This is a genomic window from Allobosea sp. OAE752, assembly GCF_050433265.1.
GTDB classification, from domain to species: Bacteria; Pseudomonadota; Alphaproteobacteria; order Rhizobiales; family Beijerinckiaceae; genus Allobosea; species Allobosea spartocytisi.
The window spans coordinates 826,610-847,596 of record NZ_JBNPXO010000002.1; the positions used below are offsets into that span (position 1 = coordinate 826,610).

Here is a 20,987-nt window from a genome sequence, read left to right on the forward strand (position 1 = left end):
CCGCACCACGCACTGCAACCACCCCGGCCCCGGCGAAGAGCGTCGGCAGGCAGGGGCGTCGTCGTTCCGATAGGCAGCGGAGCGGACGGCAGGAGCAGCCATCATGGCAAAGAAGATCACGGGCTACGTGAAGCTTCAGGTTCCGGCGGGCGCGGCCAATCCGTCGCCGCCGATCGGTCCCGCGCTCGGTCAGCGCGGCCTCAACATCATGGAATTCTGCAAGGCCTTCAACGCGAAGACCCAGCAGATGGAAAAGGGCATGCCGATCCCGGTGATCATCACCGCGTATGCCGATCGCTCCTTCACCTTCGAGATGAAGCAGCCGCCGGTCTCGTACTGGCTGAAGAAGGCCGCCGGCCTGACCTCGGGCTCGAAGACCCCGGGCAAGGGCGGCAATGTCGGCAAGGTTACGACCGCGCAGATCGCCGAGATCGCCGAGAAGAAGATGGCCGATCTCAACTGCGACACCGTCGAATCGGCTTCGGCCATGATCCGTGGCTCTGCCAGGTCCATGGGCCTGGAAGTCGTGGGCTGAGGGGAGGCTGACAATGGCACATATCGGAAAGCGCGTCGTCAAGGGCCGTGAAGGCATTGACCGCACCAAGCTGTACCCGCTCGATCAGGCCGTCACCTTCGTCAAGGAGCGTGCCAACGCCAAGTTCGACGAGACGGTCGAGATCGCGATGAATCTCGGCGTCGATCCGCGTCACGCCGACCAGATGGTCCGCGGCGTCTGCAACCTGCCGAACGGCTCGGGCCGCACGCTGCGCGTCGCCGTCTTCGCCCGTGGCGCCAAGGCTGACGAGGCCAAGGCCGCGGGTGCCGACATCGTCGGCGCCGAGGAACTGGTCGAGTCGGTCCAGAAGGGCGAGATCAACTTCGATCGCTGCATCGCGACCCCGGACATGATGGGTCTCGTCGGCCGTCTCGGTAAGGTGCTCGGCCCGCGCGGCCTGATGCCGAACCCGCGCGTCGGCACCGTGACCATGGACGTCACCGCCGCCGTCGCCGCCTCGAAGGGCGGTTCGGTCGAGTTCCGCGTCGAGAAGGCCGGCATCATCCACGCCGCCGTCGGCAAGGCCTCGTTCTCGGCCGAGAAGCTCTCGGAGAACATCAAGGCGTTCGTCGACTCCGTCGCCAAGGCCAAGCCGGCCGGCGCCAAGGGCACCTATATCCAGCGCGTCGCGATCTCGTCGACCATGGGCCCGGGCGTCAAGGTCGAGCCGAACACCGTCGTCGGCGGCTAATCCTCGATCAGGGCGGCCGGTTTTTCCGGTCGCCCACCCGCTCTTGATTTCGTGATGTCAAGAGCCTACTTGGCAGAAGCAGGCGAAAGCGCTATACGCACGCCTGTTTCCATGAGTGATGGGGCTCCGGCGTGCTTGACACGAAGGGGTCTGTTTCGCGTTTTTCGGCGGGTTTCCGCTGAAAATTGGGTGATTTGAGGACGGGGGAGTGATTTCCCGGGGGAGAATCATCCAGTCCTGTCTGAGACTGCAGGTGCGTTTCGGCTTCGGCCGGGAGCATAATTTCGCCAAGAGGCCTGCATAGACGGTGCAAGAGCTTACTCCCGGATCGCAAGATCCGGAAAGACGGTTCGAACCATCTCGCCCGGTCGCGGCCTCTCCATCGAGGCTCGGGAGCGGGGACAGGGCATCAAGCGTCGCTTTGCCGAACGCCGGTGTCAATCGGGGTTCCAGGAGCGGCATTTGCAACCGGCGGCGAGCCCTCGAAAGCTTGTCGCCTACCGGAGAGAGCCCAGTGGATAAAGCGGCAAAGAAAGATGCCGTCGCGTCGCTGAACGATGTGTTTGCGAACACGTCGGTCGTCGTCGTGGCCCACTATGCGGGCTTGACCGTGGCCCAGTTCCAGAAGCTTCGTCGCGAGATGAAGGCCAATGGCGCCACTGTTAAGGTCGCAAAGAACCGCTTGGCCAAGATCGCTCTTGAAGGCACCGACGTCGCGTCCATCAGCAACCTGCTGACGGGTCCCACCCTGATCGCTTATTCCAACGATCCGGTCGCGGCGCCGAAGGTCGCCAGCGCTTTCGCCAAGGAGAACGACAAGCTCGTCATCCTGGGCGGCGCGATGGGCAAGACCGCCCTGAACCCCGATGGTGTCAAGGCCCTGGCCACGATGCCCTCGCTCGACGAACTGCGTGCCAAGCTTATCGGCCTTATCCAGGCCCCGGCTACCAAGCTCGCGCAGCTCACGAACGCGCCCGCCGGCAAGCTGGCTCGCGTGGTTCAGGCTTACGCCGACAAGAATGCGGCTTGAAGCCAGCAAACCCTTATCGTTCGAACCTCTTAAGACAGGAAGTTAAACATGGCCGATCTCGCCAAGCTCGTCGACGAGCTGTCGTCGCTCACCGTTCTCGAGGCCGCTGACCTCGCCAAGCTGCTCGAAGAGAAGTGGGGCGTTTCCGCTGCCGCCGCCGTCGCCGTTGCGGCTGGCCCGGCTGCCGGTGGCGCTGCCGCCGCTGCTGCTGAAGAGCAGACCGAGTTCACCGTCGTTCTTGCCGCCGCCGGCGACAAGAAGATCGAGGTGATCAAGGAAGTCCGCGCCATCACCGGCCTGGGCCTCAAGGAGGCCAAGGACCTGGTCGAGGGCGCTCCGAAGCCGGTCAAGGAAGGCGTTGCCAAGGACGAGGCCGAGAAGCTCAAGAAGCAGCTCGAGGCCGTCGGCGCCAAGGTCGAGCTCAAGTGAGCTTGGGCCGGCTGATGCCGGTCCGACCGTAGTCAAAACAGACAGTCCCGGGGCGCTCCACGCCTCCGGGGCTGTTGCGTCGTTTCCGCGCTGGTGCGCGGGAGTTGTCGCGGGAGCGAGCCGCAACCTTGCGGTGAAGCTCTGAACGAAGAAGTGGGTCGGCGCCGATGCGCCGAACGGCTCACCCGGCGGCCCGAGGCCGCCTCGGCCGGACCGCCGGGTGAGCCGTCCATGGAGCCGAAACCGATGGCGGACCTTCCGAGGGCCGGCGGCGGTACAGGCTCTGAACGGAGAGGTTGGGACCTTACGGAGCGTGGCCGCCAAATTGGCGGCGACTTGCCGGAAGATGCCCACAGAACGCGAGGAACAACATGGTCAATTCGCTCCAGGGTCGCAGGCGCGTCCGCAAGTTCTTCGGCAAGCTCAAGGAAGTGGCGGAGATGCCGAACCTCATCGAGGTTCAAAAGGCGTCCTACGACCAGTTCCTGATGGTCGACGAACCCAAGGGCGGCCGGCCTGACGAGGGATTGCAGTCCGTCTTCAAGTCGGTCTTCCCGATCGGCGATTTTTCCGGCGCCTCGCTGCTGGAGTTCGTGAAGTACACCTTCGAGCCGCCGAAATACGACGTCGACGAGTGCCGCCAGCGCGGCATGACCTTCTCGGCGCCGCTCAAGGTGACGCTGCGCCTGATCGTGTTCGATATCGACCCGGACACCCAGGCCAAGTCCGTCAAGGACATCAAGGAGCAGGATGTCTACATGGGCGACATGCCGCTCATGACGGATAACGGCACCTTCATCGTCAACGGCACCGAGCGCGTCATCGTCTCGCAGATGCACCGTTCGCCGGGCGTGTTCTTCGACCACGACAAGGGCAAGACCCATTCCTCGGGCAAGCTGCTCTTCGCCGCGCGTATCATCCCGTATCGCGGCTCCTGGCTCGACATCGAGTTCGACGCCAAGGACATCGTCTACGCCCGTATCGACCGGAAGCGTAAGATCCCGGTCACCTCGCTGCTGTTCGCGCTCGGCATGGACGGCGAGGAGATCCTCAGCCGCTTCTACAACCACATCACCTACACCAAGGACGCCAAGGGCTGGCGCGTTCCCTACGACGCGGAGCGCATGAAGGGCTTCAAGGCGACCGAAGACCTGATCGACGCCGACACCGGCGAGGTCGTGGTCGAGGCCGGCAAGAAGCTCGTTGCCCGCGCCGCCCGCCAGCTCGCCGAGAAGGGCCTCAAGTTCCTGCGCGCGCAGGACGAGGACCTGTACACCCAGTACATCGCCGAGGACCTGGTCAACCCGGCGACGGGCGAGGTCTATGCCGAGGCCGGCGAAGAGATCACCGAGAAGCTGCTCAAGCAGCTCACCGATGACGGTTATGACGAGATCCCGGTGCTGGACATCGACCACATCACGGTCGGTCCCTACATCCGCAACACGCTGAACGTCGACAAGAACTCGCGCCGCGAGGAAGCCCTGTTCGACATCTACCGCGTGATGCGTCCGGGCGAGCCGCCGACCCTCGAGACGGCTGAGAACATGTTCCAGTCGCTGTTCTTCGACCCGGAGCGCTACGATCTCTCGGCCGTCGGCCGCGTCAAGATGAACATGCGCCTCGACCTCGACGCCGAGGACACCGTGCGCATCCTGCGCAAGGAGGACATCTTCGCGGTCGTCAAGGCGCTGGTCGACCTGCGCGACGGCAAGGGCGAAATCGACGACATCGACCATCTCGGCAACCGCCGCGTGCGCTCGGTCGGCGAGCTCATGGAGAACCAGTACCGTCTGGGCCTGCTCCGCATGGAGCGCGCCATCAAGGAGCGCATGTCCTCGGTCGATATCGACACGGTCATGCCGCAGGACCTGATCAACGCCAAGCCGGCGGCTGCCGCCGTGCGCGAGTTCTTCGGCTCCTCGCAGCTCTCGCAGTTCATGGACCAGACGAACCCGCTCTCCGAAGTCACGCATAAGCGTCGTCTTTCGGCGCTTGGCCCGGGCGGTCTGACCCGCGAGCGCGCCGGCTTCGAGGTGCGCGACGTGCATCCGACGCATTACGGCCGCATCTGCCCGATCGAGACGCCGGAAGGCCCGAATATCGGCCTGATCAACTCGCTCGCGACCTTCGCGCGGGTGAACAAGTACGGCTTCATCGAGAGCCCGTATCGCCGCATCCGCGACGGCAAGGTCACCGACGAGGTGATCTATCTCTCGGCGATGGAAGAAGCGAAGTACAACGTCGCCCAGGCCAATGCCGCCGTCGACAAGGAAGGCCGCCTGACCGACGATCTGATCGTCTGCCGCCGCGCCGGCGAGGTCATCGTCACGCCGGTCGACAAGGTCGACTTCCAGGACGTGTCGCCGAAGCAGCTCGTTTCGGTCGCCGCGGCGCTGATTCCGTTCCTCGAGAACGACGACGCGAACCGCGCGCTGATGGGCTCGAACATGCAGCGCCAGGCGGTGCCGCTGGTTCGCGCCGACGCGCCTTTCGTCGGCACCGGCATGGAAGCGGTCGTCGCCCGTGACTCGGGCGCTGCGATCGCGGCCCGCCGTTCCGGCGTCGTCGACCAGGTCGACGCGACCCGTATCGTCATCCGCGCGTCCGACGAGATGGACCCGACGAAGCCGGGCGTCGACATCTACCGGCTGCAGAAGTTCCAGCGCTCGAACCAGTCGACCTGCATCACGCAGCGTCCGCTGGTGCGCGTCGGCGACGTCGTCAAGAAGGGCGACATCGTCGCCGACGGCCCGTCGACCGAGTTCGGCGAGCTCGCGCTCGGCCGCAACGTGCTCGTCGCGTTCATGCCGTGGAACGGCTACAACTTCGAGGACTCGATCCTTCTCTCCGAGAACATCGTCTCCCAGGACATCTTCACCTCGATCCATATCGAGGAGTTCGAGGTCATGGCCCGCGATACCAAGCTCGGCCCGGAGGAGATCACGCGCGACATTCCGAACGTTTCGGAAGAGGCGCTGAAGAACCTCGACGAAGCCGGCATCGTCTATATCGGCGCGGAAGTGGCGGCGGGCGACATCCTCGTCGGCAAGATCACGCCGAAGGGCGAAAGCCCGATGACGCCGGAAGAGAAGCTGCTGCGCGCCATCTTCGGCGAGAAGGCCTCGGACGTTCGCGACACCTCGCTGCGCGTTCCCCCCGGCGTGCAGGGCACGATCGTCGAGGTGCGCGTGTTCAACCGCCACGGCGTCGACAAGGACGAGCGCGCCCAGGCGATCGAGCGCGAGGAGATCGAGCGTCTCGCCAAGGACCGCGACGACGAGCAGGCGATCCTGGACCGCAACACCTTCGCGCGTCTGGCCGAGATCCTGACCGGCAAGACCGGCCTGGCCGGTCCGAAGGGCTTCAAGAAGGACACGGTCATCACCCGCGAGGTGATGAGCGAGTTCCCGCGTTCGCAATGGTGGCTGTTCGCCACCGCCGAAGACTCGCTGATGACCGAGATCGAGGCGATGCGGAAGCAGTACGACGAGTCGAAGAAGCGCCTCGAGCAGCGCTTCCTCGACAAGGTCGAGAAGCTGCAGCGCGGCGACGAGCTGCCTCCGGGTGTGATGAAGATGGTCAAGGTCTTCGTCGCGGTGAAGCGCAAGATCCAGCCGGGCGACAAGATGGCCGGCCGTCACGGCAACAAGGGCGTGGTCTCGCGCATCGTGCCGGTGGAGGACATGCCGTTCCTCGAGGACGGCACTCATGCCGACATCGTGCTGAACCCGCTGGGCGTGCCCTCGCGCATGAACGTCGGTCAGATCCTTGAGACCCATCTGGGCTGGGCTGCCGCCGGTCTCGGCAAGCAGATCGGCAAGGCGCTCGACGCCTACAAGAAGACGAGCGACTTCAAGGCGCTGAAGGCTCAGTTCGACGCCGTCTACGAGGATAACGAGATCATCGCCTCGATGGACGAGAACGAGCTCGTCGAGATGGGCCAGAACCTGCGCCGCGGCGTGCCGGTGGCGACGCCGGTGTTCAATGGCGCCAAGGAGGCCGATATCGAGCGGCTCCTGGAGCAGGCTGGTCTGCACTCGTCGGGTCAGTCGACCCTCTATGACGGCCGCACGGGTGAGCCTTTCGACCGCAAGGTGACGATGGGCTACATCTACATGCTCAAGCTGCACCACCTGGTCGACGACAAGATCCACGCGCGTTCGATCGGTCCGTACTCGCTCGTCACCCAGCAGCCGCTGGGCGGCAAGGCGCAGTTCGGCGGCCAGCGCTTCGGCGAAATGGAGGTCTGGGCGCTCGAAGCCTACGGCGCGGCTTACACCCTGCAGGAAATGCTGACGGTGAAGTCGGACGACGTCGCGGGCCGCACCAAGGTCTACGAGTCGATCGTGCGCGGCGAGGACAACTTTGAGGCGGGCATCCCCGAGAGCTTCAACGTTCTCGTCAAGGAGATGCGCTCGCTCGGCCTCAACGTCGAGCTGATCAACAACAAGGTGAAGCCGGGCGAGTTGCCGCCCGCCGAAGCGGCCGAATAAGCCGCGACCGAGCCTTGAACATTGCCGGCGGCACTCACGCCGCCGGCCTACGGAATTGACGAGCCGGGCAGGGCGGCCCTTAAGCCCCCACCGGCCGAAGGAGACAGGCGATGAAGCAAGAGGTCATGAACCTTTTCGGCCAGCAGCCGGTCCAGCAGGCCTTCGACGCGATCAAGATCTCGATCGCGAGCCCGGAGAAGATCCTGTCCTGGTCCTATGGCGAGATCAAAAAGCCCGAGACCATCAACTACCGCACGTTCAAGCCGGAGCGCGACGGCCTGTTCTGCGCGCGCATCTTCGGGCCGATCAAGGACTACGAGTGCCTGTGCGGCAAGTACAAGCGCATGAAGTTCAAGGGCGTCATCTGCGAGAAGTGCGGCGTCGAAGTCACGCTCGCCCGCGTCCGGCGCGAGCGCATGGGCCATATCGAGCTCGCCGCTCCCGTCGCGCATATCTGGTTCCTGAAGTCGCTGCCCTCGCGCATCGGCCTCCTGATGGATATGCCGCTCAAGGACCTCGAGCGCATCCTCTACTTCGAAAGCTACGTCGTCATCGAGCCGGGCCTGACCCCGCTCAAGGACCGCCAGCTGCTGTCGGAGGAGGAGTATGTCCGCTGCCAGGAGGAGTACGGCGCGGACACCTTCACCGCCATGATCGGCGCGGAAGCCATCCGCGAGATGCTACGCGCGCTCGATCTCGACCAGATCAACGCCGATCTCAAGCATGAGATCGCGACGACGACGTCCGAGCTGAAGCCCAAGAAGCTGATGAAGCGCCTCAAGATCATCGAGGCCTTCCAGGAATCGGGCAACAAGCCGGAATGGATGGTGATGACCCAGATCCCGGTCATCCCGCCGGATCTGCGTCCGCTCGTTCCGCTCGATGGCGGCCGCTTCGCGACTTCGGACCTGAACGACCTCTATCGCCGCGTCATCAACCGCAACAACCGCCTGAAGCGCCTCATCGAGCTGCGCGCGCCGGACATCATCATCCGCAACGAGAAGCGGATGCTGCAGGAGTCCGTCGACGCCCTGTTCGACAACGGCCGCCGCGGCCGCGTCATCACGGGTGCCAACAAGCGCCCGCTGAAGTCGCTCGCCGACATGCTGAAGGGCAAGCAGGGCCGCTTCCGCCAGAACCTGCTCGGCAAGCGCGTCGACTATTCCGGCCGCTCGGTCATCGTCGTCGGTCCGGAGATGAAGCTGCACCAGTGCGGCCTGCCGAAGAAGATGGCGCTCGAGCTGTTCAAGCCGTTCATCTATGCGCGCCTCGACGCCAAGGGCTACTCGACCACGGTCAAGCAGGCCAAGAAGCTCGTCGAGAAGGAGAAGCCGGAAGTCTGGGATATCCTGGACGAGGTCATCCGCGAGCATCCGGTGATGCTGAACCGCGCGCCGACGCTCCACCGCCTCGGCATCCAGGCCTTCGAGCCGGTGCTGATCGAGGGCAAGGCGATCCAGCTCCACCCGCTGGTTTGCGCCGCCTTCAACGCGGACTTCGACGGCGACCAGATGGCCGTGCACGTCCCGCTGTCGCTCGAGGCGCAGCTGGAAGCGCGCGTGCTGATGATGTCGACCAACAACATCCTGCACCCGGCGAACGGCCAGCCGATCATCGTGCCGTCGCAGGACATCGTGCTCGGCCTCTACTACCTCTCGATCATCTCGGATGGCGAGCCGGGCCAGGGCAAGATCTTCGGCGATTTCGGTGAGCTCGAATACGCGCTGCACGAGAAGGTCGTGACGCTGCATTCGAAGATCAAATATCGCTGGACCGGCGTCGGCCATGACGGCAAGCCGTACACGAAGATCTACGACACCACGCCGGGCCGCGTGATCCTCTCGACCGCGCTGCCGGAGCACCCGGCCGTGTCCTTCGACGTCGTCAACAAGCTGATGACGAAGAAGGAGATCTCTGGAATGATCGACGCCGTGTATCGCGGCTGCGGTCAGAAGGAATCGGTGATCTTCTGCGACCGCGTCATGGGGCTCGGCTTTAAGCACGCCTTCAAGGCCGGCATCTCCTTCGGCAAGGACGACATGGTCGTGCCGGAGAACAAGTGGCAGATCGTCGACACCACCCGCGCGCTCGCCAAGGATTACGAGCAGCAGTACCAGGACGGCCTGATCACGCAGGGCGAGAAGTACAACAAGGTCGTCGACGCCTGGGCGAAGTGCTCCGACAAGCTCGCCCAGGAGATGATGGCCCGCATCTCGACCGTCCAGAAGGACGAGACCGGCCGCGACAAGCAGATCAACTCGATCTACATGATGTCGCACTCGGGTGCCCGCGGTTCGCCGGCGCAGATGCGCCAGCTCGCCGCCATGCGCGGCCTGATGGCCAAGCCGTCGGGCGAGATCATCGAGAGCCCGATCATCTCGAACTTCAAGGAAGGCCTCGACGTTCTCGAGTACTTCAACTCGACCCACGGCGCCCGTAAGGGCCTCGCCGACACGGCGCTCAAGACGGCCAACTCCGGCTATCTCACCCGCCGTCTCGTCGACGTGGCGCAGGACGCGATCATCTCCGAGGTCGATTGCGGCTCCGACAACGGCATCAAGATGCGCGCCATCGTCGATGCCGGCCAGGTCGTGGCTTCGCTCGGCGTGCGCATCCTGGGTCGCTCGGCGGCCGAGGACGTGACCGATATCGACGGCAACGTCCTCGTGCCGAAGGGCACGATGATCGAGGAGAGCCATATCGAGAAGATCAACGCCGCCGGCGTCCAGGAGGTGAAGATCCGCTCGGTTCTCACCTGCGCGACCAAGAACGGCGTCTGCGCGACCTGCTATGGGCGCGACCTCGCCCGCGGCACGCCCGTCAACATGGGTGAGGCCGTCGGCGTCATCGCGGCGCAGTCGATCGGCGAGCCGGGCACGCAGCTCACCATGCGTACCTTCCACATCGGCGGCGCGGCCACCATCGCCGACCAGTCCTTCGTCGAGTCGAACTTCGAAGGCACGGTCAAGATGCGCAACCGCAACGTCGCGCGGAACTCGGACGGCGACCTCATCGCCATGGCGCGCAACATCGCCATCGTGATCGTCGGGCCTGATGGCGCCGAGCGCGCGGTGCACCGTGTCCAGTTCGGCTCGAAGCTGCGGGTCGACGAGGGCGACAAGGTCAAGCGCGGCCAGCGCCTGATCGAGTGGGATCCCTATTCCCGCCCGATCCTGGCGGAGGTCGACGGCAAGGTCGGCTACGAGGATCTCGTGGACGGCATGTCGATGACCGAGACGACCGACGAGGCGACCGGCATCTCCAAGCGTGTCGTCATCGACTGGCGTGGCTCGGCCCGTACGGCCGACCTCAAGCCCGCGATGACCATCACGGGGCCTGACGGCAAGATCGCGAAGCTCGCCCGTGGTGGCGATGCCCGCTACATCCTGCCTGTCGACGGCATCATCTCGGTGGAGCCTGGCCACTCGATCAAGGCCGGCGACGTGCTGGCGCGTGTCTCGACCGACTCGGCCAAGACCCGCGACATCACCGGTGGTCTGCCGCGCGTGGCGGAGCTGTTCGAGGCGCGTCGTCCGAAGGACGCGGCGATCATTGCCGAGAAGTCGGGCGTGATCGGCTTCGGCAAGGACTACAAGAACAAGCGCCGCGTGACGCTGACGCCGCATGACGGTTCCGACGGGGTCGAGTACCTGATCCCGAAGGGCAAGCACATCCACCTCCAGGACGGTGACGTCGTGGAAGTTGGCGACTACATCCTCGACGGCAACCCGGCCCCGCACGACATCCTGGCGATCAAGGGCGTCGAGGAGCTGGCGGCTTATCTGGTGAACGAGATCCAGGAGGTCTATCGCCTCCAGGGCGTCGGCATCAACGACAAGCACATCGAGGTCATCGTCCGTCAGATGCTGCAGAAGGTCGAGATCACGGAGTCGGGCGATACCGACATCCTGACCGGCGACCAGGTCGATCGCGTCGAGCTCGAGGAGATCAACGCGAAGATGCGCGAGGAGGGCAAGAAGCCGGCTTCCGGCGTGCCGGTCCTGCTCGGCATCACCAAGGCCTCGCTGCAGACCCGCTCCTTCATCTCGGCGGCGTCCTTCCAGGAGACCACCCGCGTCCTCACCGAGGCGGCGGTCAACGGCAAGTCGGACATGCTCGAGGGCCTCAAGGAGAACGTCATCGTCGGCTCGCTCATCCCGGCCGGCACCGGCGCCCAGGTCGCCCGCATCAAGCAGGTGGCCACGCGCCGCGACGACCTCATCGTCGGCCAGAAGGCCGATGCGGCTGCCAAGGCCGCGGCCCAGGCCGCTGCGGTGCTGCCGGCGGCCGAGTAAGCTCAGCCACCGGCGAAGACCGGCAATCATCGGAAAGGCCGCCCCTCCCGGGCGGCCTTTTTGTTTCGTGAAAGGGCAGGCGAGGGGCCAAGTGGCCCGAACCCCGCAAAACCCCAGCCTTTTCGGCGGTTTCGGGGTTGACGCGAATCTCTGTTCGAGTCATAAGCGCGCCACTGTCGACGGTTGTCGGACACGTTTGTCGCTTGCCTCTTTGTTTGCAAGCGAGTTTCGCGACCGAAACTCCGTCGGAATTCCAGCGTCGAATGACGACATGGCGAGATGCATGAACGCGGAGTTTCCGTGTTCCTCTGCTGGCGAACGCGCCTGAGGCCCCTGAAAGGGCGCCGATGGCGCGGCTTCGTTTATGCCATGGCTTTGCTCGACCTGGGAGATTGACCAGGAATTTCCAAACGCTCAGTGGGGCGAGAGGCCAGAATGCCGACAATCAGCCAGCTCATCCGCAAGCCGCGCTCGCCCGTGAAGGCGCGTAACACCGCCCCGGCGCTCGAGTCGTGCCCGCAGAAGCGCGGCGTCTGCACGCGTGTCTATACGACGACCCCGAAGAAGCCGAACTCCGCGCTCCGCAAGGTCGCCAAGGTTCGTCTGACCAACGGCTTCGAGGTGATCGGTTACATCCCGGGTGAAGGCCACAACCTTCAGGAACACTCGGTGGTGATGATCCGCGGCGGCCGCGTCAAGGACCTTCCCGGCGTGCGCTATCACATCCTGCGCGGTGTGCTCGACACGCAAGGCGTCAAGAACCGCAAGCAGCGCCGTTCGAAGTACGGCGCCAAGCGTCCCAAGTGAGTTCGGCCAGATCGGCCGGGCGATGAGCCCAGGCCGATCCGCCGCGTTGAAGATTTGACCGGAGACTAGACGATGTCCCGCCGCCACAGTGCCGAAAAGCGCGAAGTTATCCCGGACCCCAAGTTCGGCGATATCGTCGTCACGAAGTTCATGAACTCCGTGATGTACGAAGGTAAGAAGTCGACCGCCGAGCGGATCGTCTACGGTGCCTTCGACATCATCGAGGCCAAGACCAAGAGCGAGCCGCTCGGCGTCTTCAAGTCGGCGCTCGAGAACGTCGCTCCGGCGATCGAGGTCCGTTCCCGCCGCGTCGGCGGCGCGACCTACCAGGTTCCGGTCGAGGTTCGCACCGAGCGCCGTCAGGCGCTGGCGATCCGCTGGCTGATCTCGGCCGCGCGTGGCCGCAACGACAAGACGATGGTCGAGCGTCTCTCGGCCGAGCTGATGGATGCTGCGAACAACCGCGGCAACGCCGTTAAGAAGCGTGAAGACACGCACCGGATGGCGGAAGCCAACCGCGCCTTCTCGCACTACCGCTGGTAAGCGGAAGCCCGGACTTCAGGACACACGACCATGGCCCGTTCTCATCCGATCGATCATTATCGTAACTTCGGCATCATGGCCCACATCGATGCGGGCAAGACGACGACGACCGAGCGTATCCTCTACTACACCGGCAAGTCGCATAAGATCGGCGAAGTCCATGATGGCGCCGCCACGATGGATTGGATGACGCAGGAGCAGGAGCGCGGCATCACGATCACGTCCGCCGCGACGACCTGTTTCTGGCGCGACAACCGCCTGAACATCATCGACACCCCCGGCCACGTCGACTTCACCATCGAGGTCGAGCGTTCGCTGCGCGTGCTCGACGGTGCCGTCTGCGTGCTCGACGGCAACCAGGGCGTCGAGCCCCAGACCGAGACCGTCTGGCGCCAGGCCGACAAGTACGACGTCCCGCGTATCGTGTTCGTCAACAAGATGGACAAGATCGGCGCCGATTTCTATCGCTGCGTCCAGGACATCATCGACCGCGTCGCCGGCAAGCCCGTCTGCCTGCAGATCCCGATTGGTTCCGAATCCGACTTCGTCGGCGTGATCGACCTGATCAAGATGAAGGCGATCGTCTGGAACGGCGAAGCGCTCGGCGCGTCCTTCGAGGAGAAGGACATTCCGGCCGATCTCGCCGACAAGGCTGCCGAATATCGCTCGAAGCTCGTCGAGGCCGCCGTCGAGATGGACGACGCCGCGATGGAAGCTTATCTGGACGGCACCGAGCCGAACGCCGAGACGCTGCGCAAGCTCGTCCGCACGGCCGTTCAGCGCCGCGCCTTCCACCCGGTCCTCTGCGGCTCGGCCTTCAAGAACAAGGGCGTGCAGCCCCTGCTCGACGCGGTCGTGGACTTCCTGCCGTCGCCGGTCGATCGCGGCGCCGTCGAAGGCATCGACTTCAAGACCGAAGAGCCGACCACCCGCAACCCGACGGACGAAGATCCGTTCTCCATGCTCGCCTTCAAGATCATGGACGACCCCTTCGTCGGCACCATCACCTTCTGCCGCATCTATTCGGGCAAGGTCGAGGCGGGTCAGGGCGTCATCAATTCGACCCGCGACAAGAAAGAGCGCGTTGGCCGCATGCTGCTGATGCATGCGAACAACCGCGAGGACATCAAGGAGGCTTATGCCGGTGACATCGTCGCCCTGGCCGGCCTCAAGGACGTCCGCACCGGCGACACGCTCTGCGATCCCACCCATGCGGTGATCCTGGAGCGCATGGAGTTCCCCGAGCCGGTCATCACGATCGCGATCGAGCCGAAGTCCAAGGCCGACCAGGAGAAGCTGGGCCTCGCCCTGTCGAAGCTCGCGAACGAGGATCCGTCCTTCCGCGTGTCGACCGACCAGGAGAGCGGCCAGACCATCCTGAAGGGCATGGGCGAGCTCCATCTCGACATCAAGGTCGACATCCTGAAGCGCACCTACAAGGTCGACGCCAATATCGGCGCGCCCCAGGTTGCGTATCGCGAGACGCTGACCAAGAAGGCCGAGATCGACTACACCCACAAGAAGCAGACCGGTGGTACGGGCCAGTTCGCCCGCGTCAAGCTCGTCATCGAGCCGAACGAGACCGGCAAGGGCTTCGAGTTCGAGTCGAAGGTCGTCGGCGGTTCGGTGCCGAAGGAGTATATCCCCGGCGTCGAGAAGGGCCTGAACTCGGTCATCGGCTCTGGCGTTCTCGCCGGCTTCCCGGTCGTGGACGTCAAGGTCACGCTGATCGACGGCGCCTTCCACGAAGTCGACTCGTCGGCGCTCGCCTTCGAAATCGCTTCCCGTGCAGCGCTGCGCGAAGGTCTGCAGAAGGGCGGCTCCGTGCTGCTCGAGCCGATCATGAAGGTCGAGGTCGTGACCCCGGAAGACTACACCGGTTCGGTCATCGGCGACCTGAACTCGCGTCGTGGCCAGATCCAGGGCCAGGACATGCGCGGCAACGCCGTCGTGATCAACGCGATGGTGCCGCTGGCGAACATGTTCGGCTACGTCAACCAGCTGCGCTCCTTCTCGCAGGGCCGCGCGAACTACACGATGCAGTTCGACCACTATGAGCAGGTTCCCTCGGCGGTCGCCGCCGAGGTTCAGGCCAAGTACGCCTGACCCGAACCTTCGACTGAACACTGAGAGATTGGACGGAGGCTACCATGGCCAAAGAGAAGTTTTCGCGGACGAAGCCGCACTGCAACATTGGAACGATTGGTCACGTTGACCATGGCAAGACGTCGCTGACGGCTGCGATCACGAAGGTTCTGGCTGAGTCCGGCGGTGCGTCGTTCACGGCGTATGACCAGATCGACAAGGCGCCGGAAGAGAAGGCCCGCGGCATCACGATCTCGACGGCTCACGTCGAGTACGAGACCCCGGCGCGTCACTATGCTCACGTCGACTGCCCCGGCCACGCCGACTATGTGAAGAACATGATCACGGGTGCGGCGCAGATGGACGGCGCGATCCTGGTGGTGTCGGCTGCCGACGGCCCGATGCCGCAGACCCGCGAGCACATCCTGCTGGCGCGCCAGGTCGGCGTTCCCGCGCTGGTGGTGTTCATGAACAAGGTCGACCTGGTCGACGACGCCGAGCTGCTGGAGCTCGTCGAGATGGAGATCCGCGAGCTCCTCTCGAAGTACGACTTCCCCGGCGACGACATTCCGATCACCAAGGGCTCGGCGAAGGCCGCTCTCGACAACGTCACGCCGGAAATCGGCCATGACGCGGTGATCGCGCTGATGAAGACGGTCGACGACTACATCCCGCAGCCGGAGCGTCCGATCGACCAGCCGTTCCTGATGCCGGTCGAGGACGTGTTCTCGATCTCGGGCCGCGGCACGGTGGTGACCGGCCGCGTCGAGCGCGGCATCGTCAAGGTCGGCGAGGAAATCGAGATCGTCGGCCTGAAGGACACCGTGAAGACGACGGTGACCGGCGTCGAGATGTTCCGCAAGCTGCTCGACCAGGGCCAGGCCGGCGACAACATCGGCGCGCTGCTGCGCGGCACGAAGCGCGAGGACGTCGAGCGCGGCCAGGTGCTGTGCAAGCCGGGCTCGGTGAAGCCGCACACGAAGTTCAAGGCCGAGGCCTACATTCTGACGAAGGAAGAGGGTGGCCGTCACACGCCGTTCTTCACCAACTACCGCCCGCAGTTCTACTTCCGCACGACGGACGTGACCGGCGTGGTGACGCTGCCCGAGGGCACGGAGATGGTGATGCCGGGCGACAACATCTCGATGGAGGTGACGCTGATCGCCCCGATCGCGATGGAAGAGAAGCTGCGCTTCGCCATCCGCGAAGGCGGTCGTACGGTTGGAGCCGGCGTCGTCGCCTCGATCATCGCGTAACGCGTTTTCGTGAGGGGCGAGGGCCCTTCGGGCCTTCGCCTTTTCACGTCACGGAGAACAAAGACCATGAACGGTCAGAACATTCGGATCCGCCTCAAGGCGTTCGATCACCGTGTCCTCGATGCTTCGACGCGCGAGATCGTGTCGACTGCAAAGCGGACGGGCGCCCAGGTTCGCGGGCCGATCCCGCTGCCCACGCTCATCGAGAAGTTCACGGTCAACCGCTCGCCGCACATCGACAAGAAGTCGCGCGAGCAGTTCGAGATGCGGACCCACAAGCGGGTTCTCGATATCGTCGATCCGACCCCCCAGACGGTCGACGCCCTCATGAAGCTCGATCTCGCCGCCGGCGTCGACGTCGAAATCAAGCTCTGATCCGATTAAACGGGTCCTCTGTTTCCGGTATCCCCGGATGGACATGACCCCAAGGGAAGGTATGCACCGATGCGTTCCGGTGTGATTGCACAGAAAGTCGGGATGACCCGCATCTTCACCGATGCCGGGGAGCACATTCCGGTCACCGTGCTGAAGCTCGACAACTGCCAGGTCGTCGCGCATCGCACGATCGAGAAGAACGGCTATGTCGCCGTGCAGCTCGGGTCGGGCTTGGCCAAGGTCAAGAACGTCTCGAAGGCGCAGCGCGGCCACTTCGCCGTCGCCAAGGTCGAGCCGAAGCAGAAGATCGTCGAGTTCCGCGTCAGCAATGACGCGCTGATCCCGGTCGGCGCCGAGCTGACCGCCGACCACTTCGTCGTCGGCCAGTTCGTCGACGTCTCCGGCACCACCACCGGCAAGGGCTTCGCCGGCGGCATGAAGCGCTGGAACTTCGGCGGCCTGCGCGCCACGCACGGCGTCTCGGTCTCGCATCGTTCGATCGGTTCGACCGGTGGTCGCCAGGATCCGGGCAAGACCTTCAAGAACAAGAAGATGCCGGGCCATCTCGGCGCCGAGCGTGTCACCACGCAGAACCTGCGCGTCGTCCAGACGGATGCCGAGCGCGGCCTGATCCTCGTCGAGGGCGCCGTTCCCGGCGTCGCCGGCGGCTGGATCCATGTCCGTGACGCCGTCAAGCGCGCCCTGCCGAAGGATGCGCCGCTGCCGGGCAAGTTCAAGGTTTCCGGCGAGGCCAAGGCGGAAGAGGCTCCTGCGGCCCAGGCTGAGGAGAACGCGTGATGAAACTCGATATCACCACTCTTGAGGGCAAGGCGGCCGGTTCGGTCGAGCTCTCCGACGCCGTGTTCGGCCTCGAGCCGCGCGCCGACCTGCTCGCCCGCATGGTGCGCTACCAGCTCGCCAAGCGCCGCGCCGGCACGCACAAGTCCAAGGGCCGCTCGGAAGTCGATCGCACCCGCAAGAAGATCTACAAGCAGAAGGGCACCGGCGGCGCTCGCCACGGCGCGGCTTCGGCTCCGCAGTTCCGCGGCGGCGGCAAGGCTTTCGGTCCGGTCGTGCGCGACCATGGCCATGAGCTGCCGAAGAAGGTCCGCGCGCTGGCCCTGCGCCATGCGCTCTCGGCCAAGGCGAAGGATGCCGGCATCATCGTCATCGACGATGCCACGCTCTCCGAGCCGAAGACCAAGGTGCTGCTCGGCCATTTCGGCAAGCTCGACCTGTCGAGCGCGCTGATCATCGGCGGCGCCGAAATCGATACGAACTTCGGCCTGGCCGCTCGCTCGATCCCGAATGTCGACGTGCTGCCGGTCCAGGGCATCAACGTCTATGACATCCTGCGTCGCGACAAGCTCGTCCTGACGCGCGCGGCTGTCGATGCGCTGGAGGCGCGCTTCAAATGAGCCAGTCCGGCAAGAACCTCGACCCGCGCCACTACGATGTGATCGTGGCGCCGGTCATCACCGAGAAGGCGACCATGCTCTCGGAGCACAACAAGGTCGTGTTCAAGGTCGCCAAGACCGCGACGAAGCCGCAGATCAAGGCCGCTGTCGAGAAGCTGTTCGACGTCAAGGTGAAGAGCGTCAACACGATCGTCACCGAAGGCAAGCTCAAGGTCTTCCGGGGCCGGCTCGGCCAGCGCTCGGACGTCAAGAAAGCGGTCGTGACCCTCGAAGAGGGCCACTCGATCGACGTGACCACGGGCCTGTGAGGGAAGCATCATGGCTTTGAAGAACTTCAAGCCGATCACGCCGAGCCTTCGCCAGCTCGTGATCGTCGACCGCAGCGAGCTCTACAAGGGCAAGCCGGTCAAGAAGCTGACCGAGGGCAAGTCGTCCTCGGGCGGCCGCAACAACCTCGGCCGCATCACCGTCCGCTTCCGCGGCGGTGGCCACAAGCGCACGCTGCGCCTGCTCGACTTCAAGCGTCGTGGCAAGGCCGGCATCCCGGCGACCGTGGACCGGATCGAGTACGATCCGAACCGTACGGCGTTCATCGCCCTGATCACCTATCAGGACGGCGAGCAGGCCTACATCCTGGCGCCGCAGCGCCTGGCTGTCGGCGACACGGTCGTCGCGGGTGACAATGTCGACGTGAAGCCCGGTAACGCGGCCCCGATGGGCTCGCTGCCGATCGGCACGATCGTCCACAATGTCGAGCTGAAGATCGGCAAGGGCGGCGCTCTGGCGCGGTCTGCGGGCAACTACGCCCAGATCGTCGGCCGCGACCAGGGCTATGTCATCGTCCGCCTGAACTCGGGCGAGCAGCGCCTGATCTCGGGTCTGTGCTACGCCACGGTCGGCGCGGTTTCGAACCCGGATCACATGAACCGCAACGACGGCAAGGCGGGTCGCTCGCGCTGGCTCGGCCGCCGTCCGCATAACCGCGGCGTCTCGATGAACCCGGTCGACCATCCGCATGGCGGTGGTGAAGGCCGCACCTCCGGTGGCCGTCATCCGGTCACGCCGTGGGGTCTGCCGACCAAGGGTAAGAAGACCCGCTCGAACAAGCGGACCGATACGTTCATCGTGTCGAGCCGTCACGCCCGCAAGAAGAAGAACTGAGGTCCGTCATGGCGCGTTCGCTTTGGAAAGGTCCGTTTGTCGACGGATACCTCCTGAAGAAGGCCGAGGTCGCCAGGACCTCGGCTCGTAGTGAAGTCATCAAGATCTGGAGCCGCCGCTCCACGATCCTGCCGCAGTTCGTCGGTCTGACGTTCGGCGTCTACAACGGCCAGAAGCATGTGCCGGTGTCCGTGTCCGAGGAGATGGTGGGCCACAAGTTCGGCGAGTTCTCGCCGACGCGCACCTTCCACGGCCATGCCGCCGACAAGAAGGCGAAGAGGAAGTAAGCCATGGGTAAAGCATCCGCCCCCCGTGCGCTGCCCGAGAACGAAGCGCTTGCGGTCGCCCGCAACCTGCGCGTCTCGCCGCAGAAGCTGAACCTCGTCGCTCAGCTCATCCGTGGCAAGAAGGTCGCGACGGCGCTCGCCGATCTCGAGTTCTCGCGCAAGCGCATCGCGAACGACGTTCGCAAGTGCCTGCAGAGCGCGATCGCCAACGCCGAGAACAACCATGATCTCGACGTCGACGATCTCGTCGTCGCCCAGGCGTTCGTCGGCAAGGCGCTCGTCATGAAGCGTTTCCATGCCCGCGCCCGCGGCCGTGGCGCCCGTATCATGAAGCCGTTCTCGAACATCACGATCGTGGTGCGCGAGCAGGCTGCTGCGCAGGCCTGAGGAGAGAACGATGGGTCAGAAAATCAATCCGATCGGCCTTCGCCTCGGCATCAACCGTACCTGGGACTCGCGTTGGTTCGCCAACAAGGGCGAGTACGGCAAGCTGCTGCATGAAGACATGGCCATCCGCGCCGCGCTCATGAAGCTGCTGAAGCAGGCTGCCGTCTCGAAGATCATCATCGAGCGTCCGCACAAGAAGTGCCGCGTCACCATCCACTCGGCGCGTCCGGGCGTGGTGATCGGCAAGAAGGGTGCCGACATCGAGAAGCTCCGCAAGGAGGTCTCGAAGCTCACCAAGGCCGACGTGACGATCAACATCGTCGAGGTGCGCAAGCCCGAGATCGACGCGACGCTCGTCGCCGACTCGATCGCCCAGCAGCTCGAGCGTCGTGTCGCCTTCCGTCGTGCCATGAAGCGCGCCGTGCAGTCGGCGATGCGTCTGGGCGCCGAGGGCATCCGCATCAACTGCTCGGGCCGTCTCGGCGGCGCCGAGATCGCCCGTCTCGAATGGTACCGCGAGGGCCGCGTGCCGCTGCATACGCTGCGCGCCGATGTCGATTACGGCGTCGCCACCGCCTTCACGACCTACGGGACGTGCGGCATCAAGGTCTGGATCTTCAAGGGCGAGATCCTGGAACATGACCCGATGGCCCAGGACAAGCGCCTTTCCGACGAGGGCAGCCGTTCCGGCGGCCGTGACCGCGATCACCGCGATCGCGATCGTCGCGAGCAGGCTGCGTAAGGCTGATCGAGAAGAGCCATGCTGCAACCAAAACGCACCAAGTTCCGCAAGCAGTTCAAGGGACGCATCTCCGGCGTCGCCAAGGGCGGCACGGACCTCAACTTCGGCCAGTTCGGCCTGAAGGCCCAGGAGCCCGAGCGCGTCACCGCCCGGCAGATCGAGGCGGCCCGCCGCGCGATCACCCGCGCCATGAAACGCGTCGGCCGTGTCTGGATCCGCATCTTCCCGGACGTGCCGGTTTCCAAGAAGCCGACCGAAGTCCGCATGGGTAAGGGCAAGGGTTCGCCTGAATTCTGGGCGGCCAAGGTCAAGCCGGGCCGGATCATGTTCGAGCTCGACGGCGTGTCCGAGGAGATCGCCCGCGAGGCGCTCCGTCTCGGCGCCGCCAAGCTGCCGATCAAGACCCGCTTCATCCAGCGCATCGCCGAGTAA

19 protein-coding genes are annotated in these 20,987 nt (G+C 64.7%); all 19 read left to right on the plus strand.

Going from position 1 to position 20,987, the window contains the following annotated elements; all coding sequences use genetic code 11:
- Positions 1-103: 103 nt before the first annotated feature.
- The 19 genes from rplK (at position 104) to rplP (ending at position 20,987) form a co-directional block, all read left to right on the plus strand.
- Positions 104-535 (plus strand): 50S ribosomal protein L11, encoded by a 432-nt coding sequence (gene rplK, locus GGC47_RS08885; protein WP_038358273.1) that lies wholly within the window; start codon positions 104-106, stop codon positions 533-535.
- Positions 536-548: 13 nt separating this feature from the next.
- Positions 549-1,247 (plus strand): 50S ribosomal protein L1, encoded by a 699-nt coding sequence (gene rplA, locus GGC47_RS08890; protein WP_038358275.1) that lies wholly within the window; start codon positions 549-551, stop codon positions 1,245-1,247.
- A gap of 514 nt (positions 1,248-1,761) precedes the next feature.
- On the plus strand, positions 1,762-2,277 hold the full coding sequence (rplJ, locus tag GGC47_RS08895; protein WP_038358277.1) for a 50S ribosomal protein L10: 516 nt from the start codon (positions 1,762-1,764) through the stop codon (positions 2,275-2,277).
- A gap of 48 nt (positions 2,278-2,325) precedes the next feature.
- A complete protein-coding gene (gene rplL, locus GGC47_RS08900; RefSeq protein ID WP_038358279.1) occupies positions 2,326-2,706 on the plus strand; it encodes a 50S ribosomal protein L7/L12 in 381 nt (126 codons plus the stop codon).
- A 371-nt stretch (positions 2,707-3,077) separates the two neighbouring features.
- A complete protein-coding gene (rpoB, locus tag GGC47_RS08905) occupies positions 3,078-7,199 on the plus strand; it encodes a DNA-directed RNA polymerase subunit beta (RefSeq protein ID WP_038358281.1) in 4,122 nt (1,373 codons plus the stop codon).
- Between the two features lie 110 nt (positions 7,200-7,309).
- Positions 7,310-11,494 carry a DNA-directed RNA polymerase subunit beta' gene (gene rpoC, locus GGC47_RS08910; protein WP_038358283.1) on the plus strand — a complete coding sequence of 1,395 codons (4,185 nt, stop codon included), beginning with the start codon at positions 7,310-7,312 and terminating at the stop codon, positions 11,492-11,494.
- A gap of 435 nt (positions 11,495-11,929) precedes the next feature.
- A complete protein-coding gene (gene rpsL / locus GGC47_RS08915; RefSeq protein WP_038358286.1) occupies positions 11,930-12,301 on the plus strand; it encodes a 30S ribosomal protein S12 in 372 nt (123 codons plus the stop codon).
- 72 nt (positions 12,302-12,373) lie between these two features.
- Positions 12,374-12,844 carry a 30S ribosomal protein S7 gene (rpsG, locus tag GGC47_RS08920; RefSeq protein ID WP_038358287.1) on the plus strand — a complete coding sequence of 157 codons (471 nt, stop codon included), beginning with the start codon at positions 12,374-12,376 and terminating at the stop codon, positions 12,842-12,844.
- Between the two features lie 30 nt (positions 12,845-12,874).
- Positions 12,875-14,950, plus strand: a complete 2,076-nt coding sequence (gene fusA / locus GGC47_RS08925; RefSeq protein WP_038358289.1) for an elongation factor G — start codon at positions 12,875-12,877, stop codon at positions 14,948-14,950.
- A gap of 44 nt (positions 14,951-14,994) precedes the next feature.
- On the plus strand, positions 14,995-16,185 hold the full coding sequence (gene tuf, locus GGC47_RS08930) for an elongation factor Tu (RefSeq protein WP_112581612.1): 1,191 nt from the start codon (positions 14,995-14,997) through the stop codon (positions 16,183-16,185).
- Positions 16,186-16,251: 66 nt separating this feature from the next.
- The gene (rpsJ, locus tag GGC47_RS08935) at positions 16,252-16,560 is read left to right on the plus strand and encodes a 30S ribosomal protein S10 (protein WP_038365384.1); all 309 of its coding nucleotides are present in this window, start codon (positions 16,252-16,254) and stop codon (positions 16,558-16,560) included.
- Between the two features lie 69 nt (positions 16,561-16,629).
- Positions 16,630-17,358 (plus strand): 50S ribosomal protein L3, encoded by a 729-nt coding sequence (gene rplC, locus GGC47_RS08940; protein WP_038365386.1) that lies wholly within the window; start codon positions 16,630-16,632, stop codon positions 17,356-17,358.
- Positions 17,358-17,978: a 50S ribosomal protein L4 gene (gene rplD / locus GGC47_RS08945; RefSeq protein ID WP_038365389.1), complete on the plus strand. Its 621-nt coding sequence runs from the start codon at positions 17,358-17,360 to the stop codon at positions 17,976-17,978. The genes rplC and rplD overlap by 1 nt, the downstream gene beginning before the upstream one ends.
- Positions 17,975-18,286 (plus strand): 50S ribosomal protein L23, encoded by a 312-nt coding sequence (locus tag GGC47_RS08950; RefSeq protein WP_038365392.1) that lies wholly within the window; start codon positions 17,975-17,977, stop codon positions 18,284-18,286. Before rplD ends, GGC47_RS08950 begins: the two co-directional genes overlap by 4 nt.
- A 10-nt stretch (positions 18,287-18,296) precedes the next feature.
- A complete protein-coding gene (rplB, locus tag GGC47_RS08955; protein WP_038365394.1) occupies positions 18,297-19,139 on the plus strand; it encodes a 50S ribosomal protein L2 in 843 nt (280 codons plus the stop codon).
- An 8-nt stretch (positions 19,140-19,147) separates the two neighbouring features.
- Complete coding sequence (gene rpsS / locus GGC47_RS08960; RefSeq protein ID WP_038365397.1) at positions 19,148-19,426, plus strand: 30S ribosomal protein S19; 279 nt, start codon at positions 19,148-19,150, stop codon at positions 19,424-19,426.
- A 3-nt stretch (positions 19,427-19,429) separates the two neighbouring features.
- On the plus strand, positions 19,430-19,813 hold the full coding sequence (rplV, locus tag GGC47_RS08965; RefSeq protein WP_038365400.1) for a 50S ribosomal protein L22: 384 nt from the start codon (positions 19,430-19,432) through the stop codon (positions 19,811-19,813).
- Positions 19,814-19,823: 10 nt separating this feature from the next.
- Complete coding sequence (gene rpsC / locus GGC47_RS08970; RefSeq protein ID WP_038365402.1) at positions 19,824-20,555, plus strand: 30S ribosomal protein S3; 732 nt, start codon at positions 19,824-19,826, stop codon at positions 20,553-20,555.
- Positions 20,556-20,573: 18 nt separating this feature from the next.
- Complete coding sequence (rplP, locus tag GGC47_RS08975; RefSeq protein WP_038365403.1) at positions 20,574-20,987, plus strand: 50S ribosomal protein L16; 414 nt, start codon at positions 20,574-20,576, stop codon at positions 20,985-20,987.

What these genes read in the sequence shown, in the direction of transcription:
- rpsJ (WP_038365384.1), top strand. Translation starts at nt 16,252, where the DNA reads ATGAACGGTCAGAACATTCGGATCCGCCTCAAGGCGTTCGATCACCGT.
- rplL (WP_038358279.1), top strand. Translation starts at nt 2,326, where the DNA reads ATGGCCGATCTCGCCAAGCTCGTCGACGAGCTGTCGTCGCTCACCGTT.
- rpoC (WP_038358283.1), top strand. Translation starts at nt 7,310, where the DNA reads ATGAAGCAAGAGGTCATGAACCTTTTCGGCCAGCAGCCGGTCCAGCAG.
- rplV (WP_038365400.1), top strand. Translation starts at nt 19,430, where the DNA reads ATGGGTAAAGCATCCGCCCCCCGTGCGCTGCCCGAGAACGAAGCGCTT.
- rplA (WP_038358275.1), top strand. Translation starts at nt 549, where the DNA reads ATGGCACATATCGGAAAGCGCGTCGTCAAGGGCCGTGAAGGCATTGAC.
- tuf (WP_112581612.1), top strand. Translation starts at nt 14,995, where the DNA reads ATGGCCAAAGAGAAGTTTTCGCGGACGAAGCCGCACTGCAACATTGGA.
- rplC (WP_038365386.1), top strand. Translation starts at nt 16,630, where the DNA reads ATGCGTTCCGGTGTGATTGCACAGAAAGTCGGGATGACCCGCATCTTC.
- rpsL (WP_038358286.1), top strand. Translation starts at nt 11,930, where the DNA reads ATGCCGACAATCAGCCAGCTCATCCGCAAGCCGCGCTCGCCCGTGAAG.
- rpsG (WP_038358287.1), top strand. Translation starts at nt 12,374, where the DNA reads ATGTCCCGCCGCCACAGTGCCGAAAAGCGCGAAGTTATCCCGGACCCC.
- rpsC (WP_038365402.1), top strand. Translation starts at nt 19,824, where the DNA reads ATGGGTCAGAAAATCAATCCGATCGGCCTTCGCCTCGGCATCAACCGT.
- rplB (WP_038365394.1), top strand. Translation starts at nt 18,297, where the DNA reads ATGGCTTTGAAGAACTTCAAGCCGATCACGCCGAGCCTTCGCCAGCTC.
- rpsS (WP_038365397.1), top strand. Translation starts at nt 19,148, where the DNA reads ATGGCGCGTTCGCTTTGGAAAGGTCCGTTTGTCGACGGATACCTCCTG.
- GGC47_RS08950 (WP_038365392.1), top strand. Translation starts at nt 17,975, where the DNA reads ATGAGCCAGTCCGGCAAGAACCTCGACCCGCGCCACTACGATGTGATC.
- fusA (WP_038358289.1), top strand. Translation starts at nt 12,875, where the DNA reads ATGGCCCGTTCTCATCCGATCGATCATTATCGTAACTTCGGCATCATG.
- rplP (WP_038365403.1), top strand. Translation starts at nt 20,574, where the DNA reads ATGCTGCAACCAAAACGCACCAAGTTCCGCAAGCAGTTCAAGGGACGC.
- rplD (WP_038365389.1), top strand. Translation starts at nt 17,358, where the DNA reads ATGAAACTCGATATCACCACTCTTGAGGGCAAGGCGGCCGGTTCGGTC.
- rplK (WP_038358273.1), top strand. Translation starts at nt 104, where the DNA reads ATGGCAAAGAAGATCACGGGCTACGTGAAGCTTCAGGTTCCGGCGGGC.
- rpoB (WP_038358281.1), top strand. Translation starts at nt 3,078, where the DNA reads ATGGTCAATTCGCTCCAGGGTCGCAGGCGCGTCCGCAAGTTCTTCGGC.